The sequence below is a fragment of the Achromobacter sp. UBA2119 genome, from assembly GCF_002331005.1.
Lineage (GTDB): Bacteria > Pseudomonadota > Gammaproteobacteria > Burkholderiales > Burkholderiaceae_B > Achromobacter > Achromobacter animicus.
Map to the genome: position 1 here is coordinate 210,867 of NZ_DCYD01000012.1, position 18,722 is coordinate 229,588.

At 66.5% G+C, this 18,722-nt stretch carries 16 protein-coding genes; 11 read left to right on the top strand and 5 right to left on the bottom strand.

All coding sequences use genetic code 11. The features are described from left to right. Nucleotides 1–91: 91 nt before the first annotated feature. Nucleotides 92–1,738, top strand: a complete 1,647-nt coding sequence (locus B3098_RS12170; protein WP_414631274.1) for a mucoidy inhibitor MuiA family protein — start codon at nt 92–94, stop codon at nt 1,736–1,738. Between the two features lie 4 nt (nt 1,739–1,742). Here the strand turns inward: B3098_RS12170 and B3098_RS12175 are convergent, their stop codons facing one another. Then, nucleotides 1,743–3,053 (bottom strand): ferredoxin reductase family protein, encoded by a 1,311-nt coding sequence (locus B3098_RS12175; RefSeq protein ID WP_286896443.1) that lies wholly within the window; start codon nt 3,051–3,053, stop codon nt 1,743–1,745. A gap of 152 nt (nt 3,054–3,205) precedes the next feature. Next, complete coding sequence (locus B3098_RS12180) at nt 3,206–4,432, bottom strand: EAL domain-containing response regulator (RefSeq protein WP_286896446.1); 1,227 nt, start codon at nt 4,430–4,432, stop codon at nt 3,206–3,208. Nucleotides 4,433–4,748: 316 nt separating this feature from the next. Between B3098_RS12180 and B3098_RS12185 the strand changes: the two genes are divergently transcribed. The 8 genes from B3098_RS12185 to B3098_RS12220 all read left to right on the top strand — a co-directional run bounded on the left by B3098_RS12185 (nt 4,749) and on the right by B3098_RS12220 (nt 13,960). Beyond that, entirely contained in the window at nt 4,749–5,882 is a 1,134-nt protein-coding gene (locus tag B3098_RS12185; RefSeq protein ID WP_286896449.1) for a 3-deoxy-7-phosphoheptulonate synthase, read from the top strand. 123 nt (nt 5,883–6,005) lie between these two features. Then, entirely contained in the window at nt 6,006–6,500 is a 495-nt protein-coding gene (locus B3098_RS12190) for a hypothetical protein (RefSeq protein ID WP_175121604.1), read from the top strand. 319 nt (nt 6,501–6,819) lie between these two features. Continuing rightward, entirely contained in the window at nt 6,820–7,542 is a 723-nt protein-coding gene (locus B3098_RS12195) for a response regulator transcription factor (protein ID WP_286896454.1), read from the top strand. A gap of 10 nt (nt 7,543–7,552) precedes the next feature. Further along, nucleotides 7,553–8,422, top strand: a complete 870-nt coding sequence (locus B3098_RS12200; RefSeq protein ID WP_286896457.1) for an HpcH/HpaI aldolase/citrate lyase family protein — start codon at nt 7,553–7,555, stop codon at nt 8,420–8,422. A 260-nt stretch (nt 8,423–8,682) separates the two neighbouring features. Continuing rightward, on the top strand, nt 8,683–10,314 hold the full coding sequence (locus B3098_RS12205) for an ATP-binding cassette domain-containing protein (protein WP_175121607.1): 1,632 nt from the start codon (nt 8,683–8,685) through the stop codon (nt 10,312–10,314). A gap of 137 nt (nt 10,315–10,451) precedes the next feature. Then, nucleotides 10,452–11,321 carry an archaetidylserine decarboxylase gene (gene asd / locus B3098_RS12210; RefSeq protein WP_286896462.1) on the top strand — a complete coding sequence of 290 codons (870 nt, stop codon included), beginning with the start codon at nt 10,452–10,454 and terminating at the stop codon, nt 11,319–11,321. Nucleotides 11,322–11,506: 185 nt separating this feature from the next. Further along, complete coding sequence (locus B3098_RS12215) at nt 11,507–12,655, top strand: alpha-hydroxy acid oxidase (RefSeq protein WP_414631276.1); 1,149 nt, start codon at nt 11,507–11,509, stop codon at nt 12,653–12,655. Nucleotides 12,656–12,790: 135 nt separating this feature from the next. Beyond that, nucleotides 12,791–13,960: a metallophosphoesterase gene (locus tag B3098_RS12220; protein ID WP_286896468.1), complete on the top strand. Its 1,170-nt coding sequence runs from the start codon at nt 12,791–12,793 to the stop codon at nt 13,958–13,960. Nucleotides 13,961–14,066: 106 nt separating this feature from the next. Here B3098_RS12220 and B3098_RS12225 read toward each other — a convergent pair whose 3' ends face one another. Together B3098_RS12225 and B3098_RS12230 are read right to left on the bottom strand one after the other, a co-directional pair. After that, the gene (locus B3098_RS12225) at nt 14,067–14,522 is read right to left on the bottom strand and encodes an Lrp/AsnC family transcriptional regulator (RefSeq protein WP_056561122.1); all 456 of its coding nucleotides are present in this window, start codon (nt 14,520–14,522) and stop codon (nt 14,067–14,069) included. Between the two features lie 97 nt (nt 14,523–14,619). Further along, the gene (locus B3098_RS12230; protein ID WP_239213423.1) at nt 14,620–15,411 is read right to left on the bottom strand and encodes a MetQ/NlpA family ABC transporter substrate-binding protein; all 792 of its coding nucleotides are present in this window, start codon (nt 15,409–15,411) and stop codon (nt 14,620–14,622) included. A 192-nt stretch (nt 15,412–15,603) separates the two neighbouring features. Between B3098_RS12230 and rocD the strand changes: the two genes are divergently transcribed. After that, nucleotides 15,604–16,839 carry an ornithine--oxo-acid transaminase gene (gene rocD, locus B3098_RS12235; protein ID WP_286896471.1) on the top strand — a complete coding sequence of 412 codons (1,236 nt, stop codon included), beginning with the start codon at nt 15,604–15,606 and terminating at the stop codon, nt 16,837–16,839. A 56-nt stretch (nt 16,840–16,895) separates the two neighbouring features. Next, entirely contained in the window at nt 16,896–17,834 is a 939-nt protein-coding gene (gene rocF, locus B3098_RS12240) for an arginase (RefSeq protein WP_279974090.1), read from the top strand. An 81-nt stretch (nt 17,835–17,915) separates the two neighbouring features. On the opposite strand, the gene B3098_RS12245 is transcribed toward rocF, so the two are convergent. Then, nucleotides 17,916–18,656 carry an IclR family transcriptional regulator gene (locus B3098_RS12245; RefSeq protein WP_175185322.1) on the bottom strand — a complete coding sequence of 247 codons (741 nt, stop codon included), beginning with the start codon at nt 18,654–18,656 and terminating at the stop codon, nt 17,916–17,918. Between the last annotated feature and the right edge of the window lie 66 nt (nt 18,657–18,722).

The following is an 18,722-nucleotide window of genomic DNA, read 5'->3' on the forward strand; positions in this document are numbered from 1 at the left end:
CGATGCCGGCGATAGACTCACGCGCTTGCCGGCGATGCGTCCCCGTGGGAGACCCGCTGTCAGCCGCGTTCAACTTTATAAAGGTGCTCCCGTGAGACGTACCCTTCTGGCCCTGGCTTTTGCGTCGATCCCCGGACTGGCTGCCGCCGCCGCGCTGCCCTCCTCCATCGGCGCCGTCACTGTCTACCAGGATCGCGCCGTAGTCACCCGCGCCGCCAGCAGCGAGCTTGCCGCGGGCGAACACGAGCTGGTGCTGGAAAACCTGCCCGCGTCGCTCCAGGAAAACTCCCTGCAGGTGTCTGCCAAGAGCACCGGCCAGGCCACACTGCTTGACGTCAAGGTCAGCGACGTCTATCAGGCCGCCACCGCCAACGAACGCGTGCGGCAGATCGAGGCGCAGATCGACAAGCTGGTCAGCCGCCAGGCCGCGCTGGACGACGAAGCTGCGGTGCTGGATAACCAGCGCGAACTCATCCTGATGATGCAGCGCGGCGCCACGGAACCGGCCAAGGACGGCGCGCGGCTCACGCTGGACGAACTGAAGGCGATCCAGACCCTCAGCGCCGAGTCGCTGGCCACGACGCTGGCGGGCCTGCGGCGCGTGGCAGAACAAAAGACCGAGCTGGAGCGCGAGATGACGGCGCTGCAAACCCAGCTTGGCCTGGTGCGCGGCGAATCGGGCCGTCGCACGAAGACCGTCACGTTGCGGGTCAACATGGCGCGCGCGGGCAAGCTGGACCTGGCGCTGTCGTATGCGGTGGCGGGCGCACGCTGGACGCCGGCCTACGACGCGCGCCTGCGCCCCGCCGACCGCAATGTGGATCTGGGCTACTTCGGCGTCATCCGCCAGAACACCGGCGAAGACTGGAAGAACGTGAAGCTGACGCTGTCCACCGCCCGGCCGTCCCTGGGCGGCGGCGCGCCGACGCTGCGTCCGTGGATCATCGACGTGGCCGCGCCGCCCCCGCCGCCCCGGCCCGTTGCCGCGCCCGCCCCCGCCGCCGTGCAGGCCGAGAGGCACGCCAAGCGCGCGCCGCGCGCCAGTGCGGTGGAAGACAGCGCCGTGCTGCCCGAGCCCGAAGCCGAAGTCATCGATGTCTCGACGGCCCAGGTCCAGAACGCCGCGACCAGCGCGTCGTTCCAGATCAAGAATCCGGCCACGCTGCTGTCGGACAACACCACGCAACGCGTCGCCATCGCAACGACCCAGCTGCCTGCGACCTTGCAATACCAATCCACGCCGGGGCTGCGCGAGACCGTCTACCTGACTGCGCAGGCCAGCAACAACACCGACTTCCCCTTCCTGGCCGGTCCGCTCAATACCTTCCTGGACGACGCGTTCGTGGCGTCAGGCACCATGAAGGCCGTGATGCCGGGCGAAAAACTGGAGCTGGCCCTCGGCGCCGACGATGGCATTTCCATCAAGCGCCAGCTGGTGAATCGCTACACCGAAAGCACCGGCTTTTCGGGCAGCGGCAAGCGCGTCACCTACGAGTACAAGATCACCGTCAAGAACAACAAGGCCACCACGGAAAAGGTGTCCTTCGCGGACCGGCTGCCCATCTCGCGCAACGAGAAGATCGTGGTCAAGCTGCTGTCGCCGTCCGAGCGCGACATCAAGCGCGAAGAAGACGGCAAGCTGGTGTGGGACTGGGAACTGGAGCCGGGCAAGTCGCGCGAGACCGTGCTGAAGTTTTCTGTGGACTATCCGGGCGACATCGACGTGAACGGCCTCTGATGCGCTAACGCATCTGGAAGGCTTCCTGGTGAAACAGCTGCCGAACCGGCATGCCGCGCCGGTACAGGCCGTCCTTCAACGAGTCGGCAAAGCCCGTCGGACCGCAGAACCAAATACTTGGCCAGGGTGCGCCGTCCGGACGCGCCCTGGCCAGGACGTCGGCAGTCAAGGGCGGGTGCTGGTCGCTGTAACGCACGTCCAATTTCACGCTTGGAACGCGCGCGCACAGTTCGCGCAGCCTGTCGGCGAACGGCGCATCGGCCGCATTGCGGGCGCAGTAATACAGGGTGGCGACGGGCGCGTCTTCGGGATGCGTCTGCAAGGCCTCAAGCCATGAAATGAAGGGCGTCACGCCGATGCCCGCGCCCACCCAGATCTGCGGGCGGTCCTCGTCGCGGCGATAGTCGAAACACCCATAGGGCCCTTCAACGGTCACCGCCTGCCCGACCGCCAGCGTCTTCTGAAGGCGCCGCGTGTAATCGCCCAGCGCCTTGATCGAAAACTGCACCCGGCCCGAGCCATCGTCAGCGCCCGACACCGTGAACGGATGCGCGCCTTCGTTGCGGTCGGCCGTCAGAAAGGCGAACTGGCCGGCGCGGTGATGCCAATCGCCCTCTACACGACAGGTCACGCGCAGGATGTCGTCTGAAAGGTGATCGACGTCCAGCACGGTGCCCTTGTAGCGGCGCGCCCGCCCGATGCGGCCCGTCAGCGCCATGACCGCGCAAACCGACCCCACCGCGGTCGCAACGCCCACCAGCCAGCCCACCGGTTGCGACCACCACGCGGCGGGCGTCAGCACAACGCCATGAAATGCCGCCACCAGAAAGATCACTGCGGCGATGCGATGGACCTGGCGCCACACGTGGTACGGAAACCGGCGCCACAGGGTCAGCAGCACCATCGCCACCAGAATCCAGACGGCGTACTCGCCCAAGTCCTTGGCCGATCCCCGGAACACATCCAGCATGGCCGCCGCGCGCGGCGTCTTGGGAACCGGATCGAAAATAGCGAGCAGCAGCGGCTTGGCGAGTTTGATGAGGTAATGCACCGCGGCGAGCGCGGTGGCCAGGATCCCGCACCACTTGTGCAGCCGGTACATCTTGTCCAGGCCATCCAGCCGCTTTTCCAACCAGACCGGCCTGACCGACAGCAGCATGATGAGTGCCATCAGCACATAAGCCGTCAAACCGGTCAGCAAAATCAGTTGATCGCGCCACGTCCAGACGTTAAAGGCGGCTGGCGGCTGCAGCCACAGGGCGGCCGACCAAGCCAGGACGCTGACGGCGAGGATCGAGAAAAGGATTCGTCGCATCGGCATCGCTCCCATCAAATCGGCGGCCGTGCCAACCCCTGGCAGGCCGCAGACAGAATGGTAGTTTCGCCCAAGACCGCCATTTCGCGCGTCCCGGACAACCTTTGACGCAAATCAAACAGGGTCCGGCAAAAATGGCTGGTCGTTCGCGCTCAGTGGGTGCGGCAATACGCGATGAAGTCGTCCGGGGCCAAGGGCATCGAGATCCCGTAGCCCTGCGCCACATCGCACCCGAGTTCGCGCAGGAGTTGCACATCGCGCTCCTGCTCGACGCCTTCGGCCACCACGCGCCGGCCCAGCACCCGCCCCATTTCAATCGCGGCCGCCACGACGGCGCGCGAGGCCGGCTCGCGGTGCATATGCACGATGAAGTCGCGATCGATCTTCAATTCATTGAATGGCATGGCGGAAAAGAGGCGCATCGATGCAATGCCCGCGCCGAAATCATCCATTGCCAGCTCAAAGCCCCGCACCCGCAAGAGATTCAGGGTCGACGACAGCGCCAGCCAATCGTTGACCGGCTCGTCTTCCGTGAGCTCGACCTTGATCAGCCGGGCGGGCAGTCCCGCCTGCCCCACCTTCTGCTCCAGCAGGCCGGGCAGATCGCGCGAGCATAGCGTGGACGCCGAGGCGTTGATCGCAATGGGCACGGCGATGTCCTCGTCCTGCATCTGGCGCAGCACGCTCAGCACGCGGTCGGTGACGCGGCAGAACAGCATGCGGTCCATGCCCAGCCGATGCGCCGCCGGCACGAAGTCGGCGGCGGAGATGGCGCCCAGCTTGGGGTCGACCCAGCGCGACAGCGCCTCGGCCGCCACCACGCGCCCGGTCGACAGGCTGATCTGGGGTTGCAGCACCACGCTCATGCCGGTGCCGGAAAGCAGCGCCTGGCTCAGCGCGGCTTCCATGACCTCGCGCCGCACGGATTTCGGTTTGTCTGGCGACGCCGATTCGTCGTCGATGCTGTGCAATGCATTCTTGATGGCCTGCTGCATCGCCACGCGCGACACGGGCTTGGACAGCGCCTGCGCCGACGGGCAGCCGGCCTGCAGGGCAAGGCGGACATGCGACTGCAGCAGTTCGTCGCTCAGGCTGCTGATCCAGATGATCGGCGGCATGCTTTTCAGGCGCCCCGCGTCCACCAGCCTGCGCAGGTCGTTGGGCAGCCGCGTGCCATCGCCTTCGCCCATCACGATGTCGCTGATCAGCACGTCATGATATTGACGCGTGATCGCGCCAACCGCCTCGATGCTGCTTGCCAAGCCCGCCACGCGGCGATAGCCCAATGCCAGCAGCATGTTCTGCAAGTAGGCGCGTTCGACTGGGTGATCTTCCACGAGAAGAATCCGTCGGGACGCTCCGGCATCGGGTTTTGGCATTGCTGACCGTCCTGGACCTGTATACACGGTAAGAAGCCGCACGCGGCCCCCGCCTGCGCCTGCCGCAAGCCGGTTGCACCCGGCCAACTGAGAGCGTGAATCAATGCTAAGGCATCCACGCGAAACATGTCTTTATCGATAACGGGTTAATTCAGTTCGTCACCGATAGGCGTAGCCAGCGGCGCCTCCGCCGTCCGGCTCCGTTCATTGGGGCCTGTCCCCGCCGCACAGACTTGCCGCAGCCACCCATCCGCCTCCACCGTCCGCGGGTGCGATAATGGCGGACTTTCCCGCATCTACCGGCACGGAGCTTCTCTTGACCCGCATTGACGACCCCCTGCACGACCGCGAGGTCGGCGCCGCCGACGCCACCCAGGACAACACGCGCACCGACGACACCCGCATCAGCGCCGTGCGCCCGCTGATCTCACCCGCGCTGCTGCAGGATGAATTGCCGGTGTCGGCCGACATCCAGACGCTCGTTGAGCAAAGCCGCGCGCAGATCGCCGACGTGCTGCACGGCCGCGACGACCGGCTGGTCCTGGTGGTGGGCCCCTGCTCCATCCACGACCACGCGCAAGCCATGGAATACGCGCGCAAGCTGCGCGCCGCTGCCGACGAGCACAAGAAAGACCTGCTGATCGTCATGCGCGTGTACTTCGAGAAGCCCCGCACCACCGTCGGCTGGAAGGGCTACATCAACGACCCGCGCCTGGACGGCAGCTTCCGCATCAACGAAGGACTGCGCCGCGCCCGCGAACTGCTGCTGGACATCGGCGGCCTGGGTCTGCCCATCGCCACGGAATTCCTGGACCTGCTCAGCCCGCAGTACATCGCCGACCTGATCGCGTGGGGCGCCATCGGCGCACGCACCACGGAAAGCCCCAGCCACCGTCAGCTCAGCTCCGGCTTGAGCTGCCCATTGGGCTTCAAGAACGGCACCGACGGCGGCGTGCAGATCGCTGCCGACGCGATGGTCGCCGCCAGCGCCAAGCACGCGTTCATGGGCATGACCAAGATGGGCATGGCTGCCATCTTCGAAACCCGCGGCAATCAGGACACGCACGTGATCCTGCGCGGCGGCAAGCAAGGCCCGAACTACGACGCCGCCAGCGTGCAAGCCTGTTGCGACGCCCTGCGCAAGGCCGGCCAGCGCGAACAGGTCATGATCGACTGCTCGCACGCCAACTCCAACAAATCGCACGTGCGCCAGATCGACGTGGCCAACGACATCGCCGCCCAACTTGCCGAAGGCGACAGCCGCATCACGGGCGTCATGATCGAAAGCCACCTTGAGGAAGGCCGCCAGGACCTCAAGCCCGGCGAGCCGCTGCGTCATGGCGTCTCCATCACCGACGCCTGCCTGGGCTGGACACAGACCGAGCCCGTGCTGGCCGCACTGGCCCTGGCCGTGCGCCAGCGCCGCGAAAAGCTCGCCGCGCGCGCTTGATCGCTCGCGTTGCCCGGCGCGGGGTCGCCCCCGCGCCAGCTGTTACAGCACGCACCTGAAACAATTGGTATCATGCGCGTCTTCGGGGGCCTTGCGTCCCCTCCCGCTTCTTTTCGTTCAGGTATGGATCGTTCTCGCCTTGTAGGGGCCGCACCGGCCCAGTCCGCCCCCATGCGGCACAGCATTTTCATTTACACCGAAGAACAACGCGGCAACCAGATGGTCGAGTCCCGCGTGATCGGCATGATGTCCGACGTGTCCGGGTCGGAAAAACTCATCGTCGTGGAAGACCCGTTTCACGGGCTCAAGTACGTCTACCGCATCGACCACGAGAGCAACAATCTGGACGCGGCCGCCATCACCGAGATCGACGAATCGCGGTTCAACGGCAAGTCCTCGATCGAGATCAATGCCATGTCGTACCGGCTGGGCACCGCGGACAATGCCGTCAAGCTCTTGCGCGGCAAGACGCGCTGGATCCAGGACAAGGGCTCGGTGCTGTCCGTGCTGCTGCAAAATGCTGCTGCGCGCAAAACGCGCTTTGCGCCGGCCCGGATTGAACGCGATCGGATGCGCAAAGTGCCCGAGGGTGTGCCGGTCGAATTACTCCCTTCGTAGGCGGGACGGTATCCACCCCGGTTCTTCTTATCCACAGAATTTGTGGATAAGAAAAACCCAAACGCCCGGCTGATGGCCTTTCGGGCGATGCGCACCGGGCTGCGCAATTTTTGACCAACTGATTTTTCCCTGCCGCCTGGATCGCATCCTTGATCCATGCCGCGCCGCCGCATCGGCGGGAATGATATTCTGCGCGCACGCACGCCAAAGACGTATACCGTCGTCCTCTGATTTTTCCGCGCGATCGCGGCCATTCAAGAATTCACAGCATGACCAGAACACACCTGTTCGCCCCCGGAGCGCCCAAGCGCGCCACACCGTGACGATCATCGTCGTCGACGACCACGGGGATTGGCGCGATTCCATCGCCGAGTACATCCAGGACCTTGGCCTGGACAAGACCATCCTCACCGCAGGCTCGCTGGCCGAGCTTGACGAGCTGTTGCTCACCGTAACGCCCGCGATCCTCGTGCTGGACGCCATGCTGCCGGACGGCGATGGGCTGGCGCGCGTGTCGCATCTGCGCACTTCCTATCCGTCAATGGGCATCATCATGCTCACCGGACGGCTCCTGAGCGAAGACAAGGTGTCGGGCCTGAGCCTGGGCGCCGACCACTACCTGACCAAGCCCGTCAACCTGGCCGAACTCGGCGCCACGCTGGTGTCGCTGTCGCGGCGCCTGCGCATCGTGCCGGCCGCCGACGCAGAGGATGCGCAATCGGACGCCTGGCGCTTCGACCCCGCGCGCCGCACGCTGACCTCGCCCAGTCAGATCAGCGTCGACATCACCGATACCGAAAGCCGCCTGATCGGCGCGCTGATCCAGGCGGCGCCACTGCCGCTGACGCGCGCCCGCCTCGTTGAAGCCCTGGGCGCAAGCGCCGAGGCCTACGACACGCATCGGCTGGACGCCCACATGCATCGACTGCGGCGCAAGCTGCGCGAGCTGGCCGGTGGCGACCTGGGCATCCGCACCGTCTATGGCGTGGGCTACGTCTGCACCACGCCCGTCACCATCGTTGGCAGCCTGCCCAAACTCTGAGACCGCCCGCATGAACGCTCCTATCCGCCCCCGCCGCTCCGTTCTCTACATGCCCGGCGCCAACGCGCGCGCATTGGACAAGGCACGCACGCTCGATGCGGACGCGCTGATCCTCGACCTGGAAGACGCGGTGGCGCCCGACGCCAAGGCGCAGGCCCGTGCCCAGGTCGCTGCGGCGCTGCGCGAAGGCGGCTACGGACGGCGCGAGTGCATCGTGCGCGTCAACGCGCTGGATACGCCGTGGGGGATGGACGACGTGCGCGCCGTTGCGCAAGCCGGCGCCGATGCCGTGCTGCTGCCCAAGGTCGAATCCCCCGCCCAGTTGGCCGCGCTGGCGCAGGCCCTGGACGCGGCGGGCGCGCCCATGGATCTGCCGTTGTGGGCCATGGCCGAAACACCGCTGGGCTTTCTGCGGCTCGATGCCATCGCCGGCGGCCATGCGCGGCTGGCCGCCATCGTCGTCGGGACGTCTGATCTGGTGAAGGATCTGCATGCGCGCCACACGCCGTCGCGCGACGAGACGCTGCTGGCGCGCTCGCTTGCCGTGATGGCGGCACGGGCGCACGGCCTTGCGGTTCTGGATGGCGTCCATCTGGATCTGAACGACGATGCTGGCTTGCAGGACGCCTGCCGGCAAGGACGCGACCAGGGCTTCGATGGCAAAACGCTGATCCATCCGCGCCAGATCGCCGCTGCGAATGCCGCCTTTGCGCCGACGGCAGAAGAGCTCGATACGGCGCGCAAACGGCTGGACGCGTGGCGGGCCGCGCAGGCCGAAGGTAAAGGCGTGGCGGTGGTTGACGGGGCCTTGGTCGAGAACCTGCATGCCAGCGAGGCCGAGCGCGTGCTGGCGCTGGCGGCGGCGATTCAGGCGCCGTAGGGGATGCGGCCGGAACTGTCCGGCCGGATCGCCCCGCTCAGACCTCCCCGGCCGGACCTGCCCGGCCGGAGCTTCCCGCCCAGACCTGCCCGGCCGAGTACAATCCCCCCCTTCGTTCGGATTGAGTCCGCTTTCATCCGAACACGTTCGCGCCGGCGCGCATGATGCGCGTGCCATCCCGCCGCGGTTCCTGCATTCCTGCATACAGCCCCCAGAGGGCGTCTTGCCGCGCGCGCATTGCGCCATCCAGCCCTACATCCATGATCCGTTTCCAACAAGTTTCACTCATGCGCGGCGTCAAGCCGTTGCTCGACAAGGTCGACCTGCTTCTGAACCCCGGCGACAAGATCGGCCTCATCGGCGCCAATGGCGCGGGCAAGTCGAGTCTGTTCGGCCTCTTGCGCGGCACGCTGCACGCCGATCAGGGAGACCTGGACTACCCCGCCTCCTGGCGAGTGGCCCACGTCGCGCAGGAAACCCCTGCGCTGGACCGCCCCGCCATCGAGTACGCGATCGACGGCGACACCACGCTGCGCAAGCTGGAAGCAGAACTGGCCGCGCTGGAAGCGGAGCCTGAAAGCGCGGAAAACGGCCTGCGCATGGGCGAGATCTACGCCGCGCTGGCCGACGCCGATGCCTACACCGTTCACTCGCGCGCCGAGCAGTTGCTGACCGGCCTGGGCTTCACGCAGGCGCAGATGCACCTGCCGCTCACCAGCTTTTCAGGCGGCTGGCGCATGCGACTGAACCTGGCGCAGGCGCTGATGTGCCCGTCCGACCTGCTGCTGCTGGACGAGCCCACCAACCACCTGGATCTGGACGCGATCATCTGGCTGGAAGACTGGCTCAAGCGCTATCCGGGCACGCTCATCGTCATCTCGCACGATCGGGACTTCCTGGACGGCGTGGTGAACGTGATCGTCCACATCGACGAACGCAAGCTCAAGCGCTACTCGGGCCATTATTCGTCCTTTGAACGCCAGCGCGCCGCGCAGCTTGAACTGGCGCAGGGCATGATGGAAAAGCAGATGCGCCAGCGCGCACACCTGCAATCGTTCATTGACCGCTTCAAGGCGCAAGCCAGCAAGGCACGCCAGGCGCAGAGCCGCATCAAGGCCCTGGCCCGCATGGAAGAGGTGGCGCCCCTGCGCGCCGCGGCCGAGTTCTCGTTCGAATTCCGCGAGCCGCTGCGCGCGCCCAATCCGCTGCTGACGATGGACAAGGTCAGCGCGGGCTATCGCATCGAGGACGAGGCCACCGAAGCCGTGTCCGACAAGATCATCGTGTCGGGCATCAACTTCTCGCTGCAGGCGGGCCAGCGCATTGGCCTGTTGGGCATCAACGGCGCAGGCAAGTCGACCTTCATCAAGACGATCGCGGGCGAGATCGAATCGCTGGCCGGCGACACGCAGTTCAACAAGGGATTGTCCATCGGCTACTTCGCGCAGCATCAGGTCGAGATGCTGCGGCACGACGAATCTCCGTTGTGGCACATGACCAAGATTGCGCCGACCGTACGCGAACAGGAACTGCGCAACTTCCTGGGCAGCTTCAATTTCAATGGCGCGATGGCCACCAGCTCGATCGCGCCTTTCTCCGGCGGCGAAAAGGCACGGCTGGCGCTGGCGCTGATCGTGTGGCAACGCCCCAACCTGCTGCTGCTGGACGAACCCACCAACCACCTTGACCTGGAAACGCGCGAGGCGCTGACGGATGCGCTGGCGCAGTTCGAAGGCACGCTGGTGCTCGTGTCGCACGATCGCCATCTGCTGCGCGCCACGACCGACCAATTCATCATCGTTGCCGACGGCAAGGTCAACCCGTTCGACGGCGATCTGGACGACTACAAGGACTGGCTCTACAAGACCAAGCTGGCGGCCAAGGCGGCCTGAGCGCGTTTTTGCGCGCCGTGCGCGCGCAACCGCGTTACAATCGCGCCGAATTGCCGGACTCCAGCGTCAACCTGGCCCGCACGGCAACCATCAACCACGTCCCGCTGTATGCGGGACGCGTTTTTTTAGCGCCATAGATGCCTATCAAAGACCAACTTTTTCTTGCCAGCCAGTATCTCGCGCCGCACCACCTGGTGTCGCGCTTCTTCGGATACGCATCGGACTGCCGCGAACCCGCGGTGAAGAACTGGATGATCTCGCGTTTCGTCCGCAAGTACGGCGTGAACATGAGCGAGGCGCTGCAAGAAGATCCGTTGGCCTACGACTGCTTCAATGACTTCTTTACGCGTGCGCTGAAAGACGGCGCGCGCCCGCTGGACGAAGAACCTGGCTCGGTGGTGTGTCCGGCCGACGGCGCCATCAGCCAGATGGGCGCGATCGAACAGGGCCGCATCTTTCAGGCCAAGGGCCACAGCTACGGACTCGCGGACCTGCTGGGTGGCGACACCGAGCGCGCCGCGCCGTTCCAGGGCGGCCAGTTCGCCACCATCTACCTGTCGCCCAAGGACTACCATCGCGTCCACATGCCCGTCGCCGGCACGCTCCGCGAAATGATCCACGTGCCCGGGCGCCTCTTCTCCGTCAACCCGCTGACCGCCCGCAACGTGCCGCGCCTGTTCGCGCGCAATGAGCGCGTCGTCTGCATCTTCGACACCGAGCACGGTCCCATGGCCGTGGTGCTGGTGGGCGCGATGATCGTGGCGTCCATCGAAACCGTGTGGGCAGGCCTGGTCACGCCGTTCAAGCGCCGGGTCAAGTCCGTGCGCTACGACGCGGCTGCCCGCGCGCCCATCTTTCTTGAAAAGGGCGCCGAGATGGGCCGCTTCAAGCTGGGTTCCACGGCCATCGTCCTGTTCGGACCCGACAAGATCCGCTGGGCCGACACGCCCTCGGTGACGGGCCCGGTGCGTATGGGCGAACTGCTGGCGCTGCCCACGCAGCCATAAATCGCGAAGCCTGTTCGCCAGAAGCGAACAGGCCACTTCAGTTTTATTCGCTTTCTGCGTTCGACGGCCGTTGCTAGATTACGGGCTTTTACCGGCCCGCCATGACTACCACCACCCTGCCCGCCGCGACCCCTGACGCCGCCTCTGGCTCCCTCCCCCGCAAGCTGCCCCGCGCGCTCGGGCGCATGCTGTCCCTGGACGATTTCGAAGCCGCGGCTCGCCGCCGGCTGCCGCGCCCGATCTTCGGCTACATCGCCGGCGCAGCCGAAGACAACCAATCGCTCAAAGGCAACCGCGAAGCCTTCGCGCAGTACGCGTTCACGCCGCGGGTCCTGGTGGACGTCTCCCGCCGCACGCAACAGACCGATCTGTTTGGCCGCACCTACGCGTCGCCCTTCGGCATCGCGCCCATGGGCATCAGCGCGCTGTCGGCTTACCGGGGCGATATCGTGCTGGCGCGTGCGGCGCGCGAGCAGAACGTGCCCGCGATCCTGAGCGGCACCTCGCTGATTCCTCTTGAAGCCGTCATCGCCGAAGCGCCCGGCACCTGGTTCCAGGCCTACCTGCCCGGCGACCCCGCCAAGATCGACGCGCTGATCGAACGCGCGCGGCGCGCGGGTTTCGAAACCCTGGTGCTGACCGTGGACATTCCCGTGTCCGCCAACCGCGAGAACAACGTGCGCACGGGTTTCTCGACGCCGCTCAAGCCCAGCTTGCGCCTGGCCCTGGACGGGTTGGCGCGCCCGCGCTGGCTGGCCGGCACGTTCGTGCGCACGCTGCTGGCGCATGGCATGCCGCACTTCGAGAATTCCTTCGCCACGCGCGGCGCGCCCATCGTCTCCGCCTCGGTGCTGCGCGACTTCACGGCACGCGACCACCTCAGTTGGGAGCACGTGGCGCGCATCCGCCGGCAATGGCCGGGCACGCTCGTCATCAAGGGCATCCTGCACCCGCGCGACGCGGCGCTGGCAAGGCAGCATGGTGCCGACGGCATCATCGTGTCCAATCACGGGGCGCGCCAGCTTGATGGCGCCATCTCGCCGCTGCGCGCCTTGCCCGGCGTGGTCGCCCAGGCCGGCGCGATGACCGTGATGATGGACAGCGGCGTGCGGCGCGGCGGCGATGTGCTCAAGGCGCTGGCCCTGGGCGCGCGCTGCGTGTTCGTGGGCCGCCCCTTCAACTACGCCGCGGCGGTCGGCGGCCAGCAAGGCGTCGCGCACGCCATCGGACTGCTGCGCGCCGAGGTCGACCGCAACATGGCCATGCTGGGCATCAACCGCCTTGGCGAGATGGACGCCAGCCTGATCTGCCGGGAAGGCGATCTGCCGGCCTGAGGCCGACGCGCCATGCCGAGGTGCTGCGCGAGGTGGACGCGCAGCGCCACGTTTATCAATCGCGGCGCCGCCGGAGCATAGAATGGCGGTTCACTGATTCCCTGCGCGTCCGCTGCGGCGCGCCCGTCCGCCGCCGTGTCCCTGCGCCAATCCTCATTCTTCCTGCGCTTCCTGACCTTGGGCGCCCTCGCCCACGTGTACGTCGGCGCCCGCCTGATCCCCGACCTGCTGCTGGGCGGTGAAGGCACGGCCGCCGCCATTCTCTTCCTGGTGCTTTCGTGCGTGCTGATCCCGATGGGCATGCTGGCACGTTCCTCGGTCAATCCGCCTTGGGGCGACCGCATCGCCTGGGTCGGCCTGCTGGCCATGGGACTGTTCTCGTCGCTCTTCGTGCTGACCGTGCTGCGCGACGCGCTGATGCTGCTTCTGTGGCTGGGCAATCTGGCGGCTGGCGCCGATCTGCCGTGGCTCGACCTGCGACGCGCCAGCGCGTGGACGGTCATCGGGCTTGCGCTGACCGGCACGCTGGCGGGCTTCTACAACGCCCGCCGCCGCGCACGCGTGGTGGACGTCGACGTGCGGATCGCCGGCCTGCCGCAAGACCTGGACGGCTTCACCATCGTGCAGATCAGCGACATCCACGTCGGCCCGACCATCAAGCGCCGCTATGTGCAGGCCATTGTCGACGCGGTCAACGAACAGCTGCCCGACATGATCGCCATCACCGGCGACGTGGTGGACGGCAGCGTCGAGCAGTTGGCCGCGCAGGCCCGTCCGCTGGGCGATCTGCGTGCGCCCTTCGGCGTGTATCTGGTCACCGGCAACCATGAATACTATTCGGGCGCGGGTCCCTGGATTGCGGAATTCCGCCGTCTTGGACTGCGCGTCCTCTTGAACGAACATGCCGTGATCCACCCGTCCGGCCTGCCCGTCGTAGTGGCCGGCGTCACGGACTTCAGCGCCGGCGCCTTCGATCCGCAGCAGCGCAGCAATCCGCGCGCGGCGCTGGCCGGCGCGCCCGCCGACGCGTTTCCGCGCATCCTGCTCGCCCACCAGCCGCGCAGCGCGGCCGCGGCAGAGCCCGCGGGCTACACGCTGCAGCTCTCCGGCCATACGCATGGCGGGCAGTTCTTTCCGTGGGGATTCTTCGTGCGGTTCCAGCAACCGTTCACGGCGGGGCTGCACCGGCTGGGGCAGATGTGGGTCTACACCAGCCGCGGCACCGGCTATTGGGGACCGCCCAAGCGCTTGTGGGCGCCGTCGGAGATCACGCGCCTGCGGCTGCGCGCCGCCCCTGCCCGCTAAACCGAGCGCTGGTGATAAGACGGCCTGCGTCAGGAGGACCTGCGTCCAGACGGCTTTCGCTCGAGGAACAGCGGTTCACGCAGCGTGCGGGTCAAGCGCCGGGCGCTCAAGCAGCCTCAGGCAGCGGCCCACGCTCCAGATAACTGGTCAGGGCGATGTCGCTGGTCGTGTTGGAGATGCCTTCGATCTGGTGGATGCGCGCCAAGAGCAGTTCCAGCGCCTGGGTATCGCGCACGCGCACCTTCAGCAGCATGGCGCTCTTGCCGGTGATGGTGTGGATCTCCTCCACTTCGTTCAGTTCGGCCAGCCCCAGCACCTGCTGGGTGATCGTCCAGTTGATCGTGTCCACATGCACAAAAGCCAGCAGCGGCCGGCCCATCTTTGCACCGTCGAGCTTGGCGGCGATGCCCTTGATGAGCCCGTCGCGTTTGAGCCGCTTGACCCGCTCGTGCACCGCCGGCGCCGACAGGTTGAGCTGCTTGCCCAGCTCCGCATAGCTGGGCGTGGCGTCGTCGGCCAACAGCGTCAAGAGTTTCCGGTCGCGGTCATCGAGGTCAGACATTGGAATCAGGTTCGGCGCGCAGTGCGGCCGGCCTTTAATGAAAAGGGTTTGTCGGGGCAAACCCTAATTTTATTCCGATTGCCGTCCTGAAACCGCCTTACCAGGGGAACGAAATCAGGTCGCCGTACAGCCGCTTGAGCGTCGCCTTCACTTCGGGCGAGTTCTGATAAATGGCAATGAACTTCAACAGGCGCGGGTCCTGCGCCTTTTCCGGCTTGGCCACCCAACGGATGGCGTAGCGCCGGATGCTGTCCGGATCGGTATTGTCGAAGGCCAGCCCGTCCTTTTCGTTCAGGCCCGCCTGTTTTGCGAACGTCGTGTAGGTGACCGACGCCGTCACGTCGTCGAACGTGCGGGCCGACTGCGACCCTTCGATCTGGACGAACTTGAGCTTCTTGGGATTGGCCACCACGTCCTGCAGGCTGGCCTGGTGTGCGACGCCCGGCTTGAGCGTGATGAGTCCCATCGACTGCAGCAGCAGCAAGGCGCGGCCGGTATTGACCGGGTCGTTCGGCACCGCGATGGTCGCGCCCTCGGGCACCGGATCCCCCTTCTTCAGCTTTTTGGAAAACAGGCCGATGGTGGTCGAATAGCCGTACGCGATGGGCTGCAGGTTGGCGCCGCGGCGCTGGTTGAAGAGTTCAAGAAACGGCGCGTGCTGGAAGAAATTGGCGTCCACCGACCCGTCGGCCACCGCAATGTTGGGCAGCACCCAGTCATTGAATTCCACCAGCTTGACGTCCAACCCTTGCTGCTTGGCCTGCGCGATGGCCAGTTCGGTGGCCTCGTTGGCCACGCTGGCAATCACGCCGATGCGCAGGGGCTGTTCCTGCGCCGCCGCCGGGGCAATCACCGCCAATCCCAGCGCCGCCACCGCGGCGCCGCGCATCAGTTTCTCAAGCAATTGGTGCACAAGCATGTCAGCCATCCACAGAATCGGAACGCCGGACGACGGTCCGGCACAGGCGCTATTGTGCAGCACCCGGCGCGCCGGTCACGGAAAGGCCTTTGTCATGCAATGGCAATGCCAAGCTGCGCCCACGGCGCTAAGATGGCCGCAGTACGCCTTTGGGAGACGTTCATGAGTGCCGTGATGACCCCCCAACCCAACCCGCAGTCCGCCGCCAGCCTCCGCGACCACATCGAAGACCAGTTGGGCGCGCACAACTACCATCCGCTGGACGTCGTGCTGGCGCGCGGCAGCGGCGTCTGGGTCTACGACGTCGACGGACGCAAGTACCTGGACTGCCTGGCCGCCTATTCCGCGGTCAACCAGGGCCATTGCCACCCGCGCATCCTGGCGGCCATGACCGAGCAGGCGCAAAAACTCACCCTGACTTCGCGTGCGTTTCGCCATGACCAGATGGCGGGCTTCTATGAAGACCTGGCGCGCCTGACGGGCGCTCACAAGATCCTGCCCATGAACAGCGGCGCCGAAGCCGTCGAAACAGCCATCAAGGCCGTGCGCAAGTGGGGCTATGAAGTGCGCGGCGTGCCCGAGGGCAAGGCCGAGATCATCGTCTGCGCCAACAATTTCCATGGCCGCACGCTGGGCATCGTGGGGTTTTCGACCGACCCCGACGCCTATGGCCATTACGGCCCGTTCGCACCCGGCTTCAAGGTCGTGCCTTTCGGCGACTTCGAGGCCTTCGACGCCGCCATCAGCGACCGCACGGTTGCGTTCCTGGTCGAACCGATCCAGGGCGAAGCCGGCGTGGTGATGCCGCCGCCCGGGTACTTCAGCCGCGTGCGCCAACGCTGCACGGAACGCGGCATCACGCTGATCCTGGACGAGATCCAGACCGGCCTGGGACGCACGGGCAAGCTGCTGGCCGAGGAGCACGAAGGCATTGAAGCCGACGTCACGCTTATCGGCAAGGCGCTGTCCGGCGGCTTCTATCCCGTGTCCGCCGTGCTGTCCAACGCCGACGTGCTGGGCGTGTTCCAGCCCGGTCAACACGGCAGCACCTTTGGCGGCAATCCGCTGGCGTGCGCCATCGCGCGCGCCGCGCTGCGGGTACTGACCGAGGAAGGCATGATCGAAAATGCGGCCGCCGTGGGAGCGCATTTCCTGGAGCGCCTGCGCAGCCTGCCCGGCCCGGTGCGCGAGGTCCGCGGGCGCGGCCTGATGCTGGCCGTGGAACTGGAACCGGACGCCGGCGGCGCCCGCCTCTGGTGTGAACGCCTCCAGGCGCGAGGCTTGCTGGTCAAGGACACCCATGGCCACACCTTGCGCCTGTCGCCGCCCCTGATCGTTACGCGGGAAGAAGTGGATTGGGCGTGCGATCAACTGGCGGCGGTCTTGTCCGCCGCGTGACCCCACGCGCCGCAACGTGAACACTGCAATACGGAGCATGCGAATTGACCAACGCATTGACGAAAACCCCCACCCTGCCCACCCAAGTCACCCTGATCGGCGCACCGACCGACATCGGCGCCGGCGCGCGCGGCGCGTCAATGGGCCCTGAAGCGCTGCGCGTCGCGGATTTGGGGCCGGTCATCGAAGCGCAGGGCTTTCAGGTCCGCGACCGCGGCAACCTGTACGGCCCCGCCAATCCCTGGCTGCCGCCCGTGGACGGCTACCGCCACCTCGAGGAAGTGACCGCGTGGAATCAGGCGGTGCACGATGCCGTGTACGAAGAACTGGCCGAAGGCCGCCTGCCCGTCCTGCTGGGCGGCGATCACAGTCTGGGCATCGGTTCGGTCAGCGCCGTCGCACGCCACTGCCGCGCCACCGGCAAGAAACTGCGCGTGCTATGGCTGGACGCGCACGCCGACTTCAACACCCACCTGCTCACGCCCACCGGCAACCTGCACGGCATGCCCGTGGCCTGCCTGTGCGGCAATGGCCCCGCGCCGCTGACCGGCATGTCGGGCGAGTTTCCGGACATCGAGCCGTCCTGCGTGCGGCAGATTGGCATCCGCAGCGTCGATCCCGGCGAAAAACGCCTGCTGCACGACGCCGGCCTCGAGGTCTTCGACATGCGGTATCTGGATGAGATGGGCATGCGCGCCACGATGCAGGCCGCCTTGGCCGGGCTGGACGCCGACACGCATCTACACGTGAGTTTCGACGTGGACTTTCTGGATCCCGAGATCGCGCCAGGCGTGGGCACCACGGTGATGGGCGGCCCCACCTATCGCGAGGCACAGCTCTGCATGGAGATGATTGCCGACACCGGCCTCATGCGATCGCTGGACGTAGTGGAACTGAATCCGGCGCTCGACGTGCGCAACCGGACGGCAGAGCTGGCGGTGGATCTGATCGAGAGCTTGTTCGGGAAATCCACGCTGGTGCGCCGCGGGCCCTGACGTGGGCGGGTGGCCGATCACGCGCGCGGTCCTGGCCGCATCGCTTCAAGCTACGTAGTCCGGTCGGCGTACCCGTTTCGCTCATCCTTCGCGATCACGCCGGATCGCCTCGGCCGCGTCACGCAAATGAATCAGGTTTTCCTCGCGCTGCGCCCACACGCGCGGCGTGGGACCGGCCACGCATAGCGCGTACCATTCGCCGCCCAGATCCAGCGCGACGGCCAGCCCCGTGAGGTCGGCGACGCTTTCTCCCACGTTCGAGGCCCAGCCCCGCTCGGCAACCTTGCCCACGTCGGCCAGCAGGGCTTCGCGGGTTGTCAGCGTGCTATCCGTGTAGCGCGTGTATTGCGCCGCCGCCAGCACCTGATCGCGGTCAGCGGCCGGCAGGCGCGCCAGGATGGCTTTGGCAACCGAACTCGTGTGCAGCGGACGCCGTTCGCCGGCGCGCGCCGCATAGTGAACGGGCTGGGTCGACTCGGCCACGTCCAGAAACACGACGGCGCCATCCTGGATCTTGCCCAGCATCACGGTCTCGTTGACGGCATCGCGTAGCGCCAATAACCGCGGCCGCACCAGATCCAGCCACGGGTCGCCCGCGAGAATCTGCGCCGCCAACCCGTGCAACTTGCCGGTGGGGTAATACCCGGCGCGGCGCCTGACCTCGTACAGATACCCCCGAGCCACCAAGGTGCGCACCAGTGCCAGACAGCTCGACATCGGCGCGCCCAGCCCCTGGGCCAGCTCGGTCAGCGGCATGGGCCGCTTCGTCTGCGCAAACAGCTCCAGCAACTCCAGCGTGCGAGCGACAAGCTTGACTTCCACGGCGTCAGCCCTCCTTCGTGGCAATGCGTTTCCGGCACCCGGACTAGACATTATGGTCGCTCGTTA